Below are 15,450 nucleotides of genomic sequence, written 5' to 3'. Positions count from 1 at the left end.
TATCAACGAAGTATATACAACGTCGATACTTTTGCGTTGCATTCTGTGCCGGTTCCTGGGGATGCCGCCCTGAGGTGCGGCGGCACCATCAGCCGTCCTCGCCCCCGGGCGCCTCGCCGAGCCGGGCGATCACCGCATCGAGCGTGGCATACAGCTGCGCAATGAACTCCACCCCCATTTCTTCCTCCAGCGCACGGTAGGTCGCCTCAATGGTGGGCGCCAGCTTGGCGGCCAGCGCCTTGCCCTCTGGGGTGACCGACACCATCACCCGGCGCTGGTCGTGCTCGAGCCGTTCGCGCAGCACCAGGCCCAGGTCCGCCATGCGCGCCAGGATGCCGGCCAGGCTGGGGCTCGACAGGCGGCAGATGTCGCCGATCTGGCGCGGCTCCAGCGGGCCGTGGTCAAGCAGGGCGCGCACCACGCGCCATTGCTGCTCGGTCAGGCCGACGGTGTGAAGAATGGGGCGAAAGCGTGCAAACACGCTCTCGCGCGCCTGCAGGAACAAGAGCGGCAGGTTGCGATGGGTCAGCTGCGGGGGAGGGGAAGCCATGGGGCGGAATCATCCTTGAAAGCGGGGCGCCAGGGCACCCCTCGGTACAAACCCGGACAAAAAGGCACAAGCGATTGGTTGACTTACTCGCATGTTAGTAAATAAACTACTCACATGTTAGCAATGTACCAGACCCCGCAAAGTGCCCCCTGCCGCCTGGAGTTCGGCTTCGCGCCCTTTCGCCTGTCCGGCGTCGTCTACGGCGCCTTGCTCAACCACCAGCCGGCCCTGGCGGCGCTGGGCGATGCGGCGCACCAACTGCCCTACAAGGCCCCGGCCGTGGCGCCCGTGCTCTATGTGAAGCCACGCAACACGCTGGCCGGCGATGGCGATGCCATCGTGGTGCCTGCGGATGCGCCGGAACTCGAGCTCGGTACCTCGCTGGGCATCGTGGTCGGCCGCACCGCCTGCGGCGTCGCCGAGCGCGATGCGCTGGCCCATGTGGCGGGCTACACCATCGTGGGCGACGTGAGCGTGCCGCACGGGGTGTTCTACCGCCCCTCGGTGCGCTTCAAGGCGCGCGATGGCTTTTGCCCCATGGGCCCCCGTGTGGTGCCGCGCAACGAGATTGCGGACCCCGATGCGCTGGCTGTGCGCGTGGAGGTCGATGGCGCCCTGGTGCAGACCACCACCACAGGCGAGCGCTGCCGCCCGGTGGCGCAGCTGTTGGCCGAGGTCAGTGCGTTCATGACCCTCTCGCCCGGCGATGTGCTGCTGCTCGGGGCCTCGGCCGGCGCACCGCGCGTGCGTGCCGGCCAGCGCACCCGCATCGCCATCGAGGGCCTGGGGGAATTGCACAACCATTTCATTGCCGAAGGGGGCGCGCCATGAAGCGGGCGAAAGTTGCGTACGCGGGCGGGATACACGAGGCGACACCTTACGGCGCGCAGCATGAAGCCGCGCAGCACGGCACCGGGCAGATCCGCCTGGCCGATGGCCGCGTGCTCGCAGAAGACGCCGTGGTCTGGCTGCCGCCCTTCGAGGTGGGCACCATCATTGCGCTGGGGCTGAACTATGCCGACCACCTCAAGGAACTCTCGGGCGAACTCACCGTGACCGCCAAGGACGAACCGCTGGTCTTCCTCAAGGGCCCGGGCACGCTGATCGGCCACCGCGGCCAGACGCGCCGCCCCGCGGGTGTGGGCTTCATGCACTACGAATGCGAACTGGCCGTGGTGATTGGCAAGACCGCGTGCAAGGTCAGCCAGGCCGATGCCCTGCAGCATGTGGCCGGCTACACCGTATGCAACGACTACGCCATCCGCGACTACCTGGAAAACTGGTACCGCCCCAACCTGCGCGTGAAGAACCGCGACGGCTGCACCGTGCTGGGCCCCTGGTTCGTGGACGCGGCCGACGTGCCCGACCCGCACGACCTCACGCTGCGCACCCTGGTCAATGGCCAGGTGACCCAGCAGGGCCATACCGGCAACATGGTCAACGATATTCCCGAGCTGATCGCCTACCTGAGCAGCTTCATGACCCTGCGTGCGGGCGACGTGATCCTGACCGGCACGCCCGAGGGCGTGGTCAACGTCGACGTGGGCGACGAGGTGGTGTGCGAGATCGAGGGCATCGGCCGCCTGGTCAACACCATCGTGGGCGATGGAGCTTTCGGGCGCTGAGCCCTGCCACTGAATTTCTGGAGACTGATCCCATGCGCATAGACCACCTGATCGCCGGCAAGCCCGTAGTGGGCCGCGAGTATTTCGAGACCGTCAACCCCGCCACGCAAGAGGTGCTGGCCGAAGTCGCCAGCGGCGGCGCGGCCGAGGTGAACGCGGCCGTGGCGGCCGCCAAGGACGCCTTTCCCGCTTGGGCCGGCCTTCCGGCGCCCGAGCGCGCCAAGCTCATCCGCAAGCTCGGCGACCTGATCGCGGCCGAGGTGCCGCAGATCGCCGCCACCGAAACGCGCGACACCGGCCAGGTCATCGCACAGACGGGCAAGGCGCTGATCCCGCGCGCGGCCGACAATTTCTATTACTTTGCCGAGATATGCACGCGCGTGGACGGCCACACCTACCCCACGCCCACGCACCTGAACTACACGCTGTTCCACCCCGTGGGCGTGTGCGCGCTGATCTCGCCGTGGAACGTGCCCTTCATGACCTCCACGTGGAAGGTGGCGCCCGCGCTGGCCTTCGGCAACACGGCGGTGCTCAAGATGAGCGAGCTGTCGCCGCTCACGGCCGCGCGCCTGGGCGAGCTGGCGCTCGAAGCCGGCATCCCGGCCGGCGTGCTCAACGTGGTGCATGGCTTTGGCAAGGAGGCGGGCGAGCCGCTGTGCGCCCACCCCGATGTGCGCGCCATCTCGTTCACCGGCTCCACGGCCACGGGCAACCGCATCGTGCAGGCCGCGGGCCTGAAGAAGTTCAGCATGGAGCTGGGCGGCAAGAGCCCCTTCGTCATCTTTGACGATGCCGACCTGGACCGCGCGCTCGATGCCGCGGTGTTCATGATCTTCTCGAACAACGGCGAGCGCTGCACCGCGGGCTCGCGCATCCTGGTGCAGAAGTCGATCTACGCCGACTTTGCCGAGAAGTTTGCGGCGCGTGCCCGGCGCATCACCGTGGGCGACCCCATGGACGACAAGACCACCATCGGCCCCATGATCAGCCCGGCCCACCTGGCCAAGGTGCGCAGCTACATCGAGTTGGGGCCCAAGGAGGGCGCCACGCTGCTGTGCGGCGGGCTGGAGGCGCCGGACCTGCCGGCCCACCTGAGGCAAGGCAACTTCGTGCGTCCCACCGTGTTCGCCGATGTGGACAACCGCATGAAGATCGCGCAGGACGAGATCTTCGGCCCCGTGGCCTGCCTGATCCCGTTTGCCGACGAAGCCGAGGCCATCCGCCTGGCCAACGACACGCAGTACGGCCTGTCGAGCTATGTGTGGACCGAGAACATCGGCCGCGCGCACCGCGTGGCCGCAGGCATCGAGGCCGGTATGTGCTTCGTCAACAGCCAGAATGTGCGCGACCTGCGCCAGCCCTTTGGCGGCACCAAGGGCAGCGGCACCGGGCGCGAGGGCGGTACCTGGAGTTATGAGGTCTTTCTGGAGCCCAAGAACGTCGCCGTTTCGCTGGGCAGCCACCACATCCCACACTGGGGAGTCTGAGCATGGGTACCCTCGCACTGGCTGCCAAGATCACGCATGTGCCGTCCATGTACCTGAGCGAGCTCGACGGGCCGCGCAAGGGCTTTCGCCAGGCCGCCATCGACGGCCATGTGGAGATCGGCCGGCGCTGCCGCGAACTGGGCGTGGACACCATCGTGGTGTTCGACACGCACTGGCTGGTGAACGCCAATTACCACATCAACTGCGCACCGCATTTCGAGGGGGTGTACACCAGCAACGAGTTGCCGCACTTCATCAGCAACATGCGCTACGCCTTCCCGGGCAACCCGGCGCTGGGGCAACTGCTCGCAAAGGCCTGTTGCGCCCAGGGCGTGGAAACGCTGGCCCACCCCGCGACCACGCTGGCGCCCGAGTACGGCACCCTGGTGCCCATGCGCTACATGAATGCGGACCAGCATTTCAAGGTGGTCTCGGTCTCGGCCCTGTGCCAGGTGCACTACCTGAACGACAGCGCGCGCCTGGGCTGGGCCATGCGCCAGGCCATCGAGGAGCAGTACGAGGGCACCGTGGCCATCCTGGCCAGCGGCAGCCTGAGCCACCGCTTTGCGCAGAACGGCACGGCGCCCGACTTCGCCACGAAGATCTGGAGCCCCTTCCTCGAAACCCTGGACCACCGTGTGATCGAGATGTGGGAGCAGGGCGACTGGGCCACCTTCTGCGCCATGCTGCCCGAGTACGCGGCCAAGGGCCATGGCGAGGGCTTCATGCACGACACGGCCATGCTCATGGGTGCGCTGGGCTGGTCGGACTACACCGGCCGCGCCGAGGTGCTCACGCCGTACTTCGGCGCCTCGGGCACGGGGCAGATCAATGCCGTGTTCCCGGTCACGCCGCAGACTGGCGCCGCCGTGCCCGGGCCGCAGGCCTCGGTTGCTGGTGGTGCGCCATCGGCCAGCCGGCTGTGAGGAGCGCGCCATGCCGCACCTGGTGATTCTCTATACCCCCGACCTGGACCGGCCCGTGGCGCAGGGCGGCAGCGACATGGGTGCGCTGTGCCGCGCCCTGGCCGCCGCCATGCGCCAGCAGGTGGACGAGGCAGGCAAGCCGGTGTTCCCCACCGGCGGCATCCGCGTGCTGGCCTACCCGGCCGCCCACCATGCGGTGGCCGATGACAGTGATGCCGCGCCCGCGGGCGGCACGCCACCCGGCTATGGCTTCGTCTACCTCAACCTGCGCATGGGCCGGGGCCGCAGCGCCGCCACGCACCAGGCCGTGGGCCAGGCGCTGTCGGCCGTGGCCAAGGCGCATTTCGCACCCCTGCTCGCGGCGCGCCCCATCGGCGTCACCCTGCAGATCGACGAGGGCCTCGAGGTCTTCGACGCCAAGCACAGCTCCCTCCACCCCCTGTTCCACAAGCCTGCACAGGGCTGACCATCCATGCTTTCCAACGACACCATCACCGCCCTGGCGCAGCAGCTCTACCAAGCGCGCAAGGAGCGCACGCAGCTGCGCCACTTCTCGGCCCAGCACCCCGGCATGACCATCGAAGACGGCTATGCCATCCAGCGCGCCTGGGTGGAGTTGGAGCAGGCCGACGGCCGCACCATCAAGGGCCGCAAGATCGGCCTGACCTCGCGCGCCATGCAGCAGGCCAGCCAGATCACCGAGCCCGACTACGCGCCGTTGATGGACGACATGTTCTTCGACGCGGGCGGCGACATCCCGTTCAAGCGCTTCATCGCGCCGCGCGTGGAGGTGGAGCTGGCCTTCATCCTGGCGCGGCCGCTCAAGGGCCCGGGCGTGACGCTGTTCAACGTGCTCTCGGCCACCGACTACGTGGTGCCGGCCGTGGAGATCATCGACGCGCGCATCGAGCAGTTCGACCGCGACACCAAGGCCATGCGCAAGGTGTTCGACACCATCTCGGACTTTGCCGCCAATGCCGGCATCGTGCTGGGCGGGCGCCCCGTGAAGCCCCTGGACGTGGACCTGCGCTGGGTGGGCGCGCTGCTGCACAAGAACGGGGTGATCGAAGAGACGGGCCTGGCGGCGGCCGTGCTCAACCACCCGGCCACGGGCGTGGCCTGGCTGGCCAACAAGATCGCGCCGCATGGCGAACAACTGAACGCGGGCGACGTGGTGCTGGCAGGCTCCTTCACGCGGCCCGTGGCGGCCGCGCAGGGCGACAACTTCCATGTGGACTACGGGCCGCTGGGCTCGGTGTCGTTCCGCTTTGCCTGAGCGCACACACCATGCAGCAGATCCCTGACAACCATTTCCGCAACGCGCTGCGCGCGGGCCGTCCGCAGATCGGCCTGTGGGTTGGCCTGGCCGACGCCAATGCCGCCGAGGCCCTGGCCGGCTGCGGCTTCGACTGGCTGTTGCTCGATGGCGAGCACGCGCCCAATGATGTGCGCACCGTGCTCGACCAGTTGCGCGCCGTGGCGCCCTACCCGGTGCAGCCCGTGGTGCGCCCGGTGCAGGGCGAGGTGGCCCTGGTCAAGCAGTACCTGGATGTGGGGGCGCAGACCCTGCTCATCCCCATGGTGGACACCCCCGAGCAGGCCGCGCTGATGGTGCGCGCCATGCGCTATGCGCCCGAGGGCATCCGCGGCATGGGCGCCGCGCTGGCCCGCGCCTCGCGCTGGAACCAGGTGGAGGACTACCTGAACCGCGCCAACGGCCAGATGTGCCTGCTGGTGCAGGCCGAAACGCCGCTGGCACTGCAGAACCTGCAGGCCATTGCCGCCACCGATGGGGTCGATGGCGTGTTTTTTGGCCCGGCCGACCTGTCTGCTTCCATGGGCTACCGCGGCCAGCCCGGGCACCCCGAGGTGCAGCGCGCCATCCTGGACGGCATTGCCACCGTGCGGCGGGCCGGCAAGGCCGCCGGCATCCTCATGGCCGACCGGACGCTGGCGCAGACCTACCTGGACGCTGGAGCCCTGTTCGTTGCCGTGGGGGTGGACACCACGCTGCTGGTGCGCGCCGCGACCGAGCTGGCCGGGCATTTCGCGCAGCGCGCGCCGGTGCAGGCCGCGCAGGCCAGCCCCTACTGAACCGGCTCCATTCCACGGCACCGCCACGGCTTTCATTTAATCCATGAGCTAGTTAATTAATTCATTAACTCCAAATTTCCCGCGCCTTCCAACCCACCACACCGTGAGGAGACAAACCATGCCAAGCACCCATTCCACCCGCCGTTCCACCTTGCGCGCCGCCGCCACGCTGGCCATCGCCTGCCTGTCCCCGTGGGCCAAAGCCCAGGACAAGCGCCCGCTCGAATGGGTGGTGGGCATGGCCCCTGGCGGCGGCACCGACATCGTGGCCCGTTCCGTGGCCGACCAGATGGCCAAGACCCTGGGCCAGCCCATCGTGGTGGTCAACAAGCCCGGCGCCGCGCACAACATCGCGGCCGACTATGTGGCGCGCTCGGCCACACCGGGCAACCTGCTGCTCACGGGCGACTACGCGGTGCTGGCCACCAACCCCTGGCTGTACAGCAAGCTCAGCTACAACGTGGACAAGGACCTGGCCTCCGTGGGCATGCTGGTGCGCTTTCCGCTGATCCTGGTGGTCTCGCCCAAGCTGCCGGTGCGCAACTTCCAGGAGTTCCTGGCCTGGGCCAAGGCCCAGCCCGAGGGCGTGAACTTCGCCTCCCCCGGCGCCGGCACGCCCCACCACCTGGCCATGGAACTGCTGCGCCAGCGCACAGGCTTGAAGATGACGCATGTGCCTTACCGCGGTGTGACCCCCGCCATCCAGGACATCATGGGCGGCCAGGTGCCCTTCATGTTCGTCGAGTCGGCCGGCGGCATGCCCAACATCACGGGCGGCAACCTGCGTGCCATCGCCGTGGCCAGCGCCAAACGCATGGAGACCCTGCCCGAGGTGCCCACGCTGAGGGAGCAGGGCGTGAAGGATTTCGAGGCCTTTGCCTGGCAGGGCCTGTCGGTCAACGCCGCCATGCCTGCCGCCGAGGTGCAGCGCCTGAACGCGGCCCTGCAGCAGGCCCTGAACTCCACGCCGGTGAAGGCCCGCTTCCAGACCCTGGGCGTGGAGGCCGTGCCCGGCACGGCCGAGGAAATGAACGCCTACGCCAAGGTCGAACGCGCGCGCTGGGGCCAGTTGATCAAGGACATCGGCCTGAAGATCGACTGAACCGGCAGCGCTGGAGCGCTTACCCCGCCAGCTTCTTGAGCTGGTAGAGCGCGTCGAGCGCCTCGCGCGGGCTCAGCGCGTCGGGGTGGATGCTGGCCAAGAGCGCCTCGACCGGGCTGGCGCCCGCGCTCTCGGGCATGGCCGGCACGGCGAACAGGTCCACCTGCAGCTCGTCCTCGCCCGCGCGCTCTTCCAGCGCGGCCAGGGTGTGGCGCGCATGGTTGAGCACCGGGCCGGGCACGCCCGCGAGCTTGGCCACCTGGATGCCGTAGCTGCGGCTGGCAGGGCCGGGCTGGATCTCGTGCAGAAAGACGATGTCGGCGCCCGCCTCGGCCGCACTCACATGCATGTTGACCGCATGCCTGGCCTTGGCGGGCAGCTCGGTCAGCTCGAAGTAGTGCGTGGCGAACAGTGTGAAGGCGCGCGTCTTGTCGTGCAGGTGCGTGGCGATGCCGCTCGCCAGGGCCAGGCCGTCGAAGGTGCTGGTGCCGCGGCCGATCTCGTCCATCAGCACCAGGCTGTGCGGCGTGGCGGCGTGCAAAATCTGCGCGGCCTCGGTCATCTCCAGCATGAAGGTCGACTGCGCGTTGGCCAGGTCGTCGGCCGCGCCGATGCGGGTGTGGATGGCGTCGATGGGGCCCAGGCGGCAGGCGCTGGCCGGCACATGGCTGCCCATGCTGGCCAGGAGCACGATGAGCGCCACCTGGCGCATGTAGGTCGACTTGCCGCCCATGTTGGGGCCGGTGATGACCTGCATGCGCGTGTTGGCGTTGAGCCGCGTGTGGTTGGCGATGAAGCTGCCGGCCGAGACCTCGGCCAGACGTGCTTCCACCACGGGGTGGCGGCCGTCTTCGATCTCGATGCAGGGCTCGGCCACGAACTGCGGCGCGCACCAGTCCAGCGTGAGCGAACGCTCGGCCAGCGTGCACAGCACGTCCAGGGCGGCCAGCGCCTGGGCCAGGCGGGTGAGGGCGGGCACATGGGGCTGGAGCTGGTCCAGCACCTGCTCGTACAGCCACTTCTCGCGCGCCAGCGCGCGCTCGCTGGCCGACAGGGCCTTGTCCTCGAAGGTCTTGAGTTCGGGCGTGATGAAGCGCTCGGCGTTCTTCAGCGTCTGGCGGCGGCGGTAGTCGTCGGGTACCTTGTCCAGGTTGCTGCTGGTCACCTCGATGTAGAAGCCGTGCACCTTGTTGAACTGCACACGCAGGTTGGCGATGCCGGTGCGCGCCTTCTCGCGCGTCTCCAGGTCGAGCAGGAAGGCATCGCAATTGGTCTGGATGGCGCGCAGCTCATCGAGCTCGCTGTCGAAGCCCGTGGCGATCACACCGCCATCGCGCACCAGCGCGGCAGGCTCCTCGGTGATGGCGCGCAGCAGCAGTTCGGGGCAGTCCGCCGGCGGGTGCAGTTGGCCGAAGATCTCCGCCAGGTAGGGCTCGGCCGCCTGGCCGGCCTGGGCCAGCAGGGCCGCCTTGTGCAGCGTTTTGCACAGGGCCACCAGCTCGCGCGGGCGCACCTGGCGCAGGGCAATGCGCGCGGTGATGCGCTCCACATCGCTCACGCCCTTGAGTTCGCCGCGCAGCGTGGCCCAGGGGCCGCTGCCGCCGCCCGCGCCTGCGGCACCGCGCAGCGCCGTGGTGGCGGCCAGGCGCCGGCGCGCGGCCGTGCGATCGCGCGGGGGCTCCAGCAGCCAGGTCTTGAGCAGGCGGCTGCCCATGCCGGTCATGCAGGTGTCGAGCAGCGAGAACAGCGTGGGGGCATCCTCGCCGCGCAGCGTGCGCGTGATCTCCAGGTTGCGCCGGGTGCTGGCCGGCAGGTCGATCAGGTCGTCGCCGCGCTGCACCTGCACGCTGTGCACGTGCGTGAGCGTGCGGCCCTGGGTGTGTTCGGCATAGGCCAGCAGGCCGGCGGCGGCCGCATGGGCCTGGGCCAGATCCTGCGCGCCCCAGGCCTGCAGGCTGGCCGCGCCCAGGTGTTCGAGCAGCTTGCGCTCGCCCAGCGTGGCGTCGAACTGCCAGTCCGGCCGTGGGCCCATGGGGCAGGTGAAGGCACCACCTTGGCGCAGCACCTGCAGCTGCTGCTCGAAGCGCTCGGTCACGCCAGCGCTGTAGATCACCTCGCTGGGTGCCACGCGCGCCAGCCAGGTGCCCACCTCGTCCTGCGTGCACTCGGCCAGGTAGACCCGGCCCTGGGTCACGCTCAGCCAGGCCAGGCCGCAGCGCGCGCGCGGGCCCTGGTGCACGGCCAGCAGCAGGGATTCGGTCTTGTCCGAGAGCAGTTCGCTGTCGGTCAGCGTGCCCGGGGTGACCACGCGCACCACCTTGCGCTCCACCGGCCCCTTGGCTGTGGCCACGTCGCCCACCTGCTCGCAGATGGCGACCGACTCGCCCATCTTGATGAGCCGGCCCAGGTAGTTCTCCAGCGCATGGAAGGGCACGCCGGCCATGATGACGGGCTGGCCGCCGGACTGGCCGCGCTGGGTCAGCGTGATGTCCAGGAGGCGCGCGGCCTTCTCCGCATCGGCATAGAACAGCTCGTAGAAATCGCCCATGCGGTAGAAGACGAGCGTGTCCGGGTGCGCAGCCTTCAGGGTGAAGTACTGCTGCATCATCGGCGTATGCGAGGAAAGATCCACTTTGTCCATTGAAATCAACAACTTATAAATTTTTTGGCGGCCGGGTGGCGGCACATGCGGGGGCGGCCCCGGGCGCGCAGACGCTGCCGGACGTGTTCAGGCGCCGGAGGGGGATTCTCCATCCATCCGCCGACCATAAACCAAACACCAGGGGGATTTGCGCAGCCGCAGCGCTTGCCGGGCCGGGCGGGCGCCTCACAGCGGGGACAGCGCCCCTACCACCGAGGGCGTGAAGTCCGCCGCGCCCTCGGGCTTGGCGCCGTGGGCCCAGGCGAGCAGGGCGGCGGGCGGCAGGGGCCGGGCAAAGAGAAAGCCCTGCAGCTCATCGCAGTCCATGGCCAGCAGGATGTCGCGCTGGAGCACCGTCTCCACGCCTTCGGCCACCACGCGCAGGCCCAGGGCATGGGCCAGGCCCACCACGGCGGCGACCACGGCGCGTGCATTGGCGCTGTGCTCCAGGTCGCTCACGAAGCTGCGGTCGATCTTGAGTTGCTGGGCCGGCAGCTGGCTCAGATAGCGCAGGCTGGAATAGCCGGTGCCGAAGTCGTCGATGGACAGGAACACACCGATCGCGCCCAGCCCCTCGAAGGTGCGCTGCACGGCCTTGATGTCCTCCATGGCCACGGTCTCCGTGATCTCGCACAGCAGCTGGGTGGCGTCCAGGCCATGCTCCTGCAGGGTCTGGCCGATGCGGTCGACCAGGCCCTTGTCACGCAGCTGGTGCGGCGACAGGTTGACCGACACGCGCATGCGCAGGCCATCGCGTCCCCATTCGGCAATCTGGCGGCAGGCCTCGTCGATGACCCACTGGCCCAGCTTGCCGATGAGGCCGATCCGTTCGGCCAGGGGAATGAACACCAGCGGGCTGACCAGGCCATGGCGCGGGTGGTTCCAGCGCAGCAGGGCCTCGACACCGCTGATCTGGCCGCGCCGACCATCGATCTTGGGCTGGTAGTGCAGGGACAACTGCCCGCGCTCCAGCGCGTGGCGCAGCTCGTTTTGCAGTTCCAGCTGCTCGGACACGTCGGACACCATGTGCGGCTCGAACAGCGCATAGCAGCTACCGCCTGCCCGCTTGGCGGCATACATCGCGGCATCGGCATTGGCCACGATCTTGTGGCGCTCGCCGGGCCCGGGGTGTACCACGATGCCGATGGAGCATGAGATCTCGATGCGCCGCCCCGCTGCCTCGAAGGGCTGCGACAGCGATGCCAGCACCCGCCTGGCCACGGCGATGCAGGCTTCGTCGTCCGCCACATCGTTGAGCAGGATGAGGAACTCGTCGCCGCCCACCCGGGCCACGGTGTCGCAGTCGCGCGCCTCGTCGCGCAGCCGCGAGGCCGCCTTGCGGATCACCACGTCGCCCACGGCATGGCCGAACGAGTCGTTGATGGGCTTGAAACCGTCCAGGTCCACGAACAGCACGGCCATGCGTTCGACCACGCCCTCGTGGTTGCTGCGCTCCAGCCGCCGCGTGGCCTGGGCCAGGCGGTCCTCGAACAGCAGGCGGTTGGGCAGGCCCGTCAGCGGGTCGGCAAAGGCCCGCTGCTGCAGCTCCTCGTTTGCTGCCTGCAGGCGGGCATTGCTCTCGTGCATGGAGTGCGCGGCGCGGCGTGCGGCGCGTTGCAACCGGGCATCGAGGATGGAGGTGAGCAGGGTGACCACGAGCAGGCCGCCGGCGATCATCGCCACCGCCGTCTGCAGGCCGGGGCCACCCAGTTCGTCGGCCGTGAGGCAGACCGAGCCGACCGCGAAACTGGCCGCTGCCATGCCCAGGTAGTGGGTGCCGCAGATCCCCAGGGCAAAGACGAACGAGGCTGCGAGCTGGTAGCCGGTGCGCCGGGGCCGCTCGACCTGGCGCAGCAAGCGAAAGATGAGCAGGGCCAGGGCCGACGCGAGAAAGGACACCAGCACCGACAGCGCCACCAGCGGCACGTCCCAGGTGATGCCGGGCGACATGCCCATGGCTGCCATGCCCAGGTAGTGCATGGCGATGATGCCCCCGCCCATGGCCACCGCACCGAGCAGGATGCGCGCGTTGTCGAGCCGCTTGCGGCTGGCCAGTTCCAGCGCCACGCCGGACGCGGCCACCGCAGCCGCCCAGGACACGAAGGTCAGCCCCCGGGAGAAACCGATGGGAATGGGCAGTTCCAGCGCCTGCATGCCCATGAAGTGCATGGCCCAGATGCCCGTGCCCATGACCAGCGAGCCCGCGGCCCACCAGGCCAGGCCGATACCGCGCTGCGAGGTGCGCACGCGCCGGGCCATGTCGAAGCTTACGTACGAGGCGAACACGGCCATGGCCAGCGAACCCGCCACCAGAAAGAGGTTGTAGCTCAAAGGCATGAACGCTGTCATGTGGAACTTCCGATCCTGGCCGCACAGCGTACCTGCGCTGCAAGGAAACAACCGTGAGGAATTGCAAATCCGGCCATCATCCACCGCCTGCACGGCGAACGCTGTAGGCCAACTGCCCGAAGCCGCATCGCATCGGCGGCGCCCGGGCGCCTGCCGGCGGGCCCACAATCACGCCATGCAGTTCCAGCCCATTCTTGAAGACATCGTCGAGACCGTGCGCCCTTTGCTGGGTGCGCAGGGCCAGGTGGCCCGCTACATACCGGCACTGGCGCGGGTGCCGGCCGCCCAGTTCGGCATTGCGCTGCGCACCTGCGATGGGCAGGAGGCGCAGGCCGGCGACAGCGCCACGCCGTTCTCGATACAGAGCATTTCCAAGCTCTTTGCCCTGACGCTGGGCATGCAGGCGCTGGGCGACATGCTCTGGGAGCGCATAGGCCGCGAGCCCTCGGGCAACCCCTTCAACTCCCTGGTGCAGCTCGAAGCCGAGCAGGGCACCCCGCGCAATCCCTTCATCAATGCCGGAGCGATTGCCGTGACGGACCGCTTGGTCAGTCAAGGCGATGCCAAGGCCGCCATGCTGGCGCTGCTGTCCAGCCTGTGCAACGAGCCGGTGCATTTCGACGAGGAGGTGGCCGCCTCCGAAGCTGCCACGGGCTTTCGCAACATTGCGCTGGGCAATTTCATGAAGAGCTTCGGCAAGATCGACAACGATGTGTCGGCGGTGCTGGACGCCTACTTTCACCACTGTGCCGTGCGCATGAGCTGCCTGCAGCTGGCCCGCGCCACCGGCTACCTCTGCCGCGACGGCCGCCACCCCTTCAGCGGCGAGCCGCTGCTGACCGAGCGGCAGACGCGCCGCATCAATGCCTTGATGCTCACCTGCGGCACCGACGATGCGGCCGGCGAGTTCGCGTTCCGCATCGGCCTGCCCTGCAAGAGCGGGGTGGGGGGCGGCATCGTGGCGGTGGTCCCCGACCGGCTGAGCCTGTGCGTATGGTCCCCCGCGCTGGATGCCACGGGGAACTCGCTCCTGGGCATGCGGGCGCTGGAGCTGTTCACGGCCCGAACCGGGCTGTCGGTGTTCTAGGCCCGCCGCATGCTACCGGTCAGGGCCACCGTCAGGCCGCGATGAAAGTGCCGTGAAAGCCCAGCGGCAACGGCCGGTCCATGCTGCCCTGGGCCACCGGGCCCTGGGCCAGCCGGCGCGCGTCGAACACCGACAGCAGTGTGCGCTGGCTGCGCAGGTCCAGCGCCGAGCCCACCAGCCAGCCTTCGCCCTCCTTGCTGCCTGCGCGGCGCGCGGGGATGAACACATGCTCCTCGACCATCACGTCGGCACCGTAGCGGTAGCGGTCGACCTTGCCGCTCTCCAGGTGGAGCCGCGCCACGCTGTCGAAGCCCGGGCGGTCCGACACGGCCACCCGTTCGGCCATGAAAAGCTGCGTGTGCCGGCGGCCGACGAAGCGCTGGTCGATGCGCGGGAACTCGGCGTGGTGCGGCAGCAGCGTCTGCCGGGCGCGGCCACTGCGCGTGTCGAGCTCCACCAGGGCCACGGCGTGCGCCGGCTCGCCGCTGAACTCGCCGCGCATCAGGGCACGAAAGCCCTGGGCCACGCCCGAGGCATCCGCCGTGCGCACATAGTCGAGGTGGATGACGCCGTGCCTGTCTTCCCAGGCATTGCCGGTATGGAACAGGAAGCCGGCGGGCAGTTCCATCCATTGCGGCTGGTCGAGCCGGTCCTTGTGCAGCACCAGGGCCCGCATGCCCAGCTCCGGCTTCCAGACATGGCTGTCCATGAAGGTGCTGCCCGCATGGGCCCGCTCCCGGTCGAAGATGAGCGGCGGCAGCAGGAACACCAGGTGCTGCTCGGTCATCGCGAAGTCGTGCACCATGGCGATGTCGGGCACCTTGAGCGTGGCCGTGCGCACCTGCCCCCGGGCCGAGACCTGGTAGATCGACAGCAGGCCGTGGGTGCTGCTCACGCCGAAATTCCACAGGCTGCCGTCGGCGCCGATCTTGGGGTGGGCCGAAAACGGCATGCCCGCGTGCTCGGGCGTCCAGGTCTTGAGGGCGCCGGTTTCCAGCGTGCTGGCGTCGAACCGCGTGGCCGAGCCGCCTTCCCACAGGGCCAGGGTCTCACCGGCATGGTGCACCACGCTGGTGTTGGCCACGTTGCCGGCATCGGCCGTCGGCATGGGGCGGGCGCCGGCCACTTCGGTGCCGAAGCTGTGCAGCAGGCGGCGGCCGGCCGCGTTCTCGGCCAGGAACTTCTCTGTGCGCAGAAAGCGGCCCTGGTGGTGCAGGCCCTGGTCGCTGAAGCGGTACTGCTGGATCATCCCGTCGCCATCGAACCAGTGCTGGTAGCGCACTTCGCCCAAGGTGTGCTGCGCGGGGCCGTTGCGCAGCAGGGTGCCGCGCAGGTCCTTGGGCAACTGGCCGCGCAGGCGCATCGCCACAGGGGGCAGGTCGTTCTGCAAGCCTTCGAAGCCCAGGGTCCAGGGGGCGCGGCTGCGCTGCTGGGTGAAGGCGTTCAGTGTGGATCCGGCTTCGGGTGTGCCCGCGTGGGCGGTCGACGGCAGCACGGGCAGGGCGCCCAGCGCGCTGCCGGCGCTTCCCAGGGCCAGGGATTGGCAAAAGAGGCGGCGGTCCATGGTGCGTGCTCCTTGGGCCTGC

General features: G+C 68.9%; 13 protein-coding genes. 9 read left to right on the top strand and 4 right to left on the bottom strand.

Annotation, left to right across the window (positions count from 1 at the left end):
* Positions 1-88 precede the first annotated feature (88 nt).
* Entirely contained in the window at positions 89-550 is a 462-nt protein-coding gene (gene hpaR / locus HNP48_RS08910; RefSeq protein WP_184856568.1) for a homoprotocatechuate degradation operon regulator HpaR, read from the bottom strand.
* 123 nt (positions 551-673) lie between these two features.
* Here hpaR and HNP48_RS08905 point away from each other — a divergent pair, with 123 nt between their 5' ends.
* The 8 genes from HNP48_RS08905 to HNP48_RS08870 all read left to right on the top strand — a co-directional run bounded on the left by HNP48_RS08905 (position 674) and on the right by HNP48_RS08870 (position 7,787).
* On the top strand, positions 674-1,381 hold the full coding sequence (locus HNP48_RS08905) for a fumarylacetoacetate hydrolase family protein (protein WP_184856567.1): 708 nt from the start codon (positions 674-676) through the stop codon (positions 1,379-1,381).
* Positions 1,378-2,175 (top strand): fumarylacetoacetate hydrolase family protein, encoded by a 798-nt coding sequence (locus HNP48_RS08900; protein WP_184856566.1) that lies wholly within the window; start codon positions 1,378-1,380, stop codon positions 2,173-2,175. The genes HNP48_RS08905 and HNP48_RS08900 overlap by 4 nt, the downstream gene beginning before the upstream one ends.
* Positions 2,176-2,207: 32 nt before the next feature.
* On the top strand, positions 2,208-3,665 hold the full coding sequence (gene hpaE, locus HNP48_RS08895) for a 5-carboxymethyl-2-hydroxymuconate semialdehyde dehydrogenase (RefSeq protein ID WP_184856565.1): 1,458 nt from the start codon (positions 2,208-2,210) through the stop codon (positions 3,663-3,665).
* Positions 3,666-3,667: 2 nt separating this feature from the next.
* A complete protein-coding gene (gene hpaD, locus HNP48_RS08890; RefSeq protein WP_184856564.1) occupies positions 3,668-4,591 on the top strand; it encodes a 3,4-dihydroxyphenylacetate 2,3-dioxygenase in 924 nt (307 codons plus the stop codon).
* Positions 4,592-4,601: 10 nt separating this feature from the next.
* Positions 4,602-5,057, top strand: a complete 456-nt coding sequence (locus HNP48_RS08885) for a 5-carboxymethyl-2-hydroxymuconate isomerase (RefSeq protein WP_184856563.1) — start codon at positions 4,602-4,604, stop codon at positions 5,055-5,057.
* 6 nt (positions 5,058-5,063) lie between these two features.
* Entirely contained in the window at positions 5,064-5,867 is an 804-nt protein-coding gene (gene hpaH / locus HNP48_RS08880) for a 2-oxo-hept-4-ene-1,7-dioate hydratase (RefSeq protein ID WP_184856562.1), read from the top strand.
* 11 nt (positions 5,868-5,878) lie between these two features.
* Positions 5,879-6,685 (top strand): 4-hydroxy-2-oxoheptanedioate aldolase, encoded by an 807-nt coding sequence (gene hpaI, locus HNP48_RS08875; RefSeq protein WP_184856561.1) that lies wholly within the window; start codon positions 5,879-5,881, stop codon positions 6,683-6,685.
* Between the two features lie 118 nt (positions 6,686-6,803).
* Entirely contained in the window at positions 6,804-7,787 is a 984-nt protein-coding gene (locus tag HNP48_RS08870; protein WP_184856560.1) for a tripartite tricarboxylate transporter substrate binding protein, read from the top strand.
* A gap of 19 nt (positions 7,788-7,806) precedes the next feature.
* Here HNP48_RS08870 and mutS read toward each other — a convergent pair whose 3' ends face one another.
* Both mutS and HNP48_RS08860 read right to left on the bottom strand, forming a co-directional pair.
* On the bottom strand, positions 7,807-10,428 hold the full coding sequence (mutS, locus tag HNP48_RS08865) for a DNA mismatch repair protein MutS (RefSeq protein WP_184856559.1): 2,622 nt from the start codon (positions 10,426-10,428) through the stop codon (positions 7,807-7,809).
* A gap of 186 nt (positions 10,429-10,614) precedes the next feature.
* Positions 10,615-12,777, bottom strand: coding sequence for a bifunctional diguanylate cyclase/phosphodiesterase (locus HNP48_RS08860; protein WP_184856558.1), 2,163 nt, complete (start codon positions 12,775-12,777; stop codon positions 10,615-10,617).
* A gap of 175 nt (positions 12,778-12,952) precedes the next feature.
* On the opposite strand from HNP48_RS08860, the gene HNP48_RS08855 reads away from it, so the two are divergent.
* Entirely contained in the window at positions 12,953-13,864 is a 912-nt protein-coding gene (locus HNP48_RS08855) for a glutaminase (protein ID WP_184856557.1), read from the top strand.
* 31 nt (positions 13,865-13,895) lie between these two features.
* On the opposite strand, the gene HNP48_RS08850 is transcribed toward HNP48_RS08855, so the two are convergent.
* Positions 13,896-15,428: a carotenoid oxygenase family protein gene (locus tag HNP48_RS08850; protein ID WP_184856556.1), complete on the bottom strand. Its 1,533-nt coding sequence runs from the start codon at positions 15,426-15,428 to the stop codon at positions 13,896-13,898.
* Positions 15,429-15,450 lie beyond the last annotated feature (22 nt).

The organism is Acidovorax soli, from assembly GCF_014207955.1.
Classification (GTDB): Bacteria; Pseudomonadota; Gammaproteobacteria; order Burkholderiales; family Burkholderiaceae_C; genus Acidovorax; species Acidovorax soli_A.
This window is presented reverse-complemented; position numbering and strand designations above follow the sequence as displayed.

What these genes read in the sequence shown, in the direction of transcription:
- HNP48_RS08900 (WP_184856566.1), top strand. Translation starts at nt 1,378, where the DNA reads ATGAAGCGGGCGAAAGTTGCGTACGCGGGCGGGATACACGAGGCGACA.
- HNP48_RS08855 (WP_184856557.1), top strand. Translation starts at nt 12,953, where the DNA reads ATGCAGTTCCAGCCCATTCTTGAAGACATCGTCGAGACCGTGCGCCCT.
- HNP48_RS08885 (WP_184856563.1), top strand. Translation starts at nt 4,602, where the DNA reads ATGCCGCACCTGGTGATTCTCTATACCCCCGACCTGGACCGGCCCGTG.
- mutS (WP_184856559.1), bottom strand. Translation starts at nt 10,428, where the DNA reads ATGGACAAAGTGGATCTTTCCTCGCATACGCCGATGATGCAGCAGTAC.
- HNP48_RS08905 (WP_184856567.1), top strand. Translation starts at nt 674, where the DNA reads ATGTACCAGACCCCGCAAAGTGCCCCCTGCCGCCTGGAGTTCGGCTTC.
- hpaH (WP_184856562.1), top strand. Translation starts at nt 5,064, where the DNA reads ATGCTTTCCAACGACACCATCACCGCCCTGGCGCAGCAGCTCTACCAA.
- hpaI (WP_184856561.1), top strand. Translation starts at nt 5,879, where the DNA reads ATGCAGCAGATCCCTGACAACCATTTCCGCAACGCGCTGCGCGCGGGC.
- hpaR (WP_184856568.1), bottom strand. Translation starts at nt 550, where the DNA reads ATGGCTTCCCCTCCCCCGCAGCTGACCCATCGCAACCTGCCGCTCTTG.
- hpaE (WP_184856565.1), top strand. Translation starts at nt 2,208, where the DNA reads ATGCGCATAGACCACCTGATCGCCGGCAAGCCCGTAGTGGGCCGCGAG.
- hpaD (WP_184856564.1), top strand. Translation starts at nt 3,668, where the DNA reads ATGGGTACCCTCGCACTGGCTGCCAAGATCACGCATGTGCCGTCCATG.
- HNP48_RS08850 (WP_184856556.1), bottom strand. Translation starts at nt 15,428, where the DNA reads ATGGACCGCCGCCTCTTTTGCCAATCCCTGGCCCTGGGAAGCGCCGGC.
- HNP48_RS08870 (WP_184856560.1), top strand. Translation starts at nt 6,804, where the DNA reads ATGCCAAGCACCCATTCCACCCGCCGTTCCACCTTGCGCGCCGCCGCC.
- HNP48_RS08860 (WP_184856558.1), bottom strand. Translation starts at nt 12,777, where the DNA reads ATGACAGCGTTCATGCCTTTGAGCTACAACCTCTTTCTGGTGGCGGGT.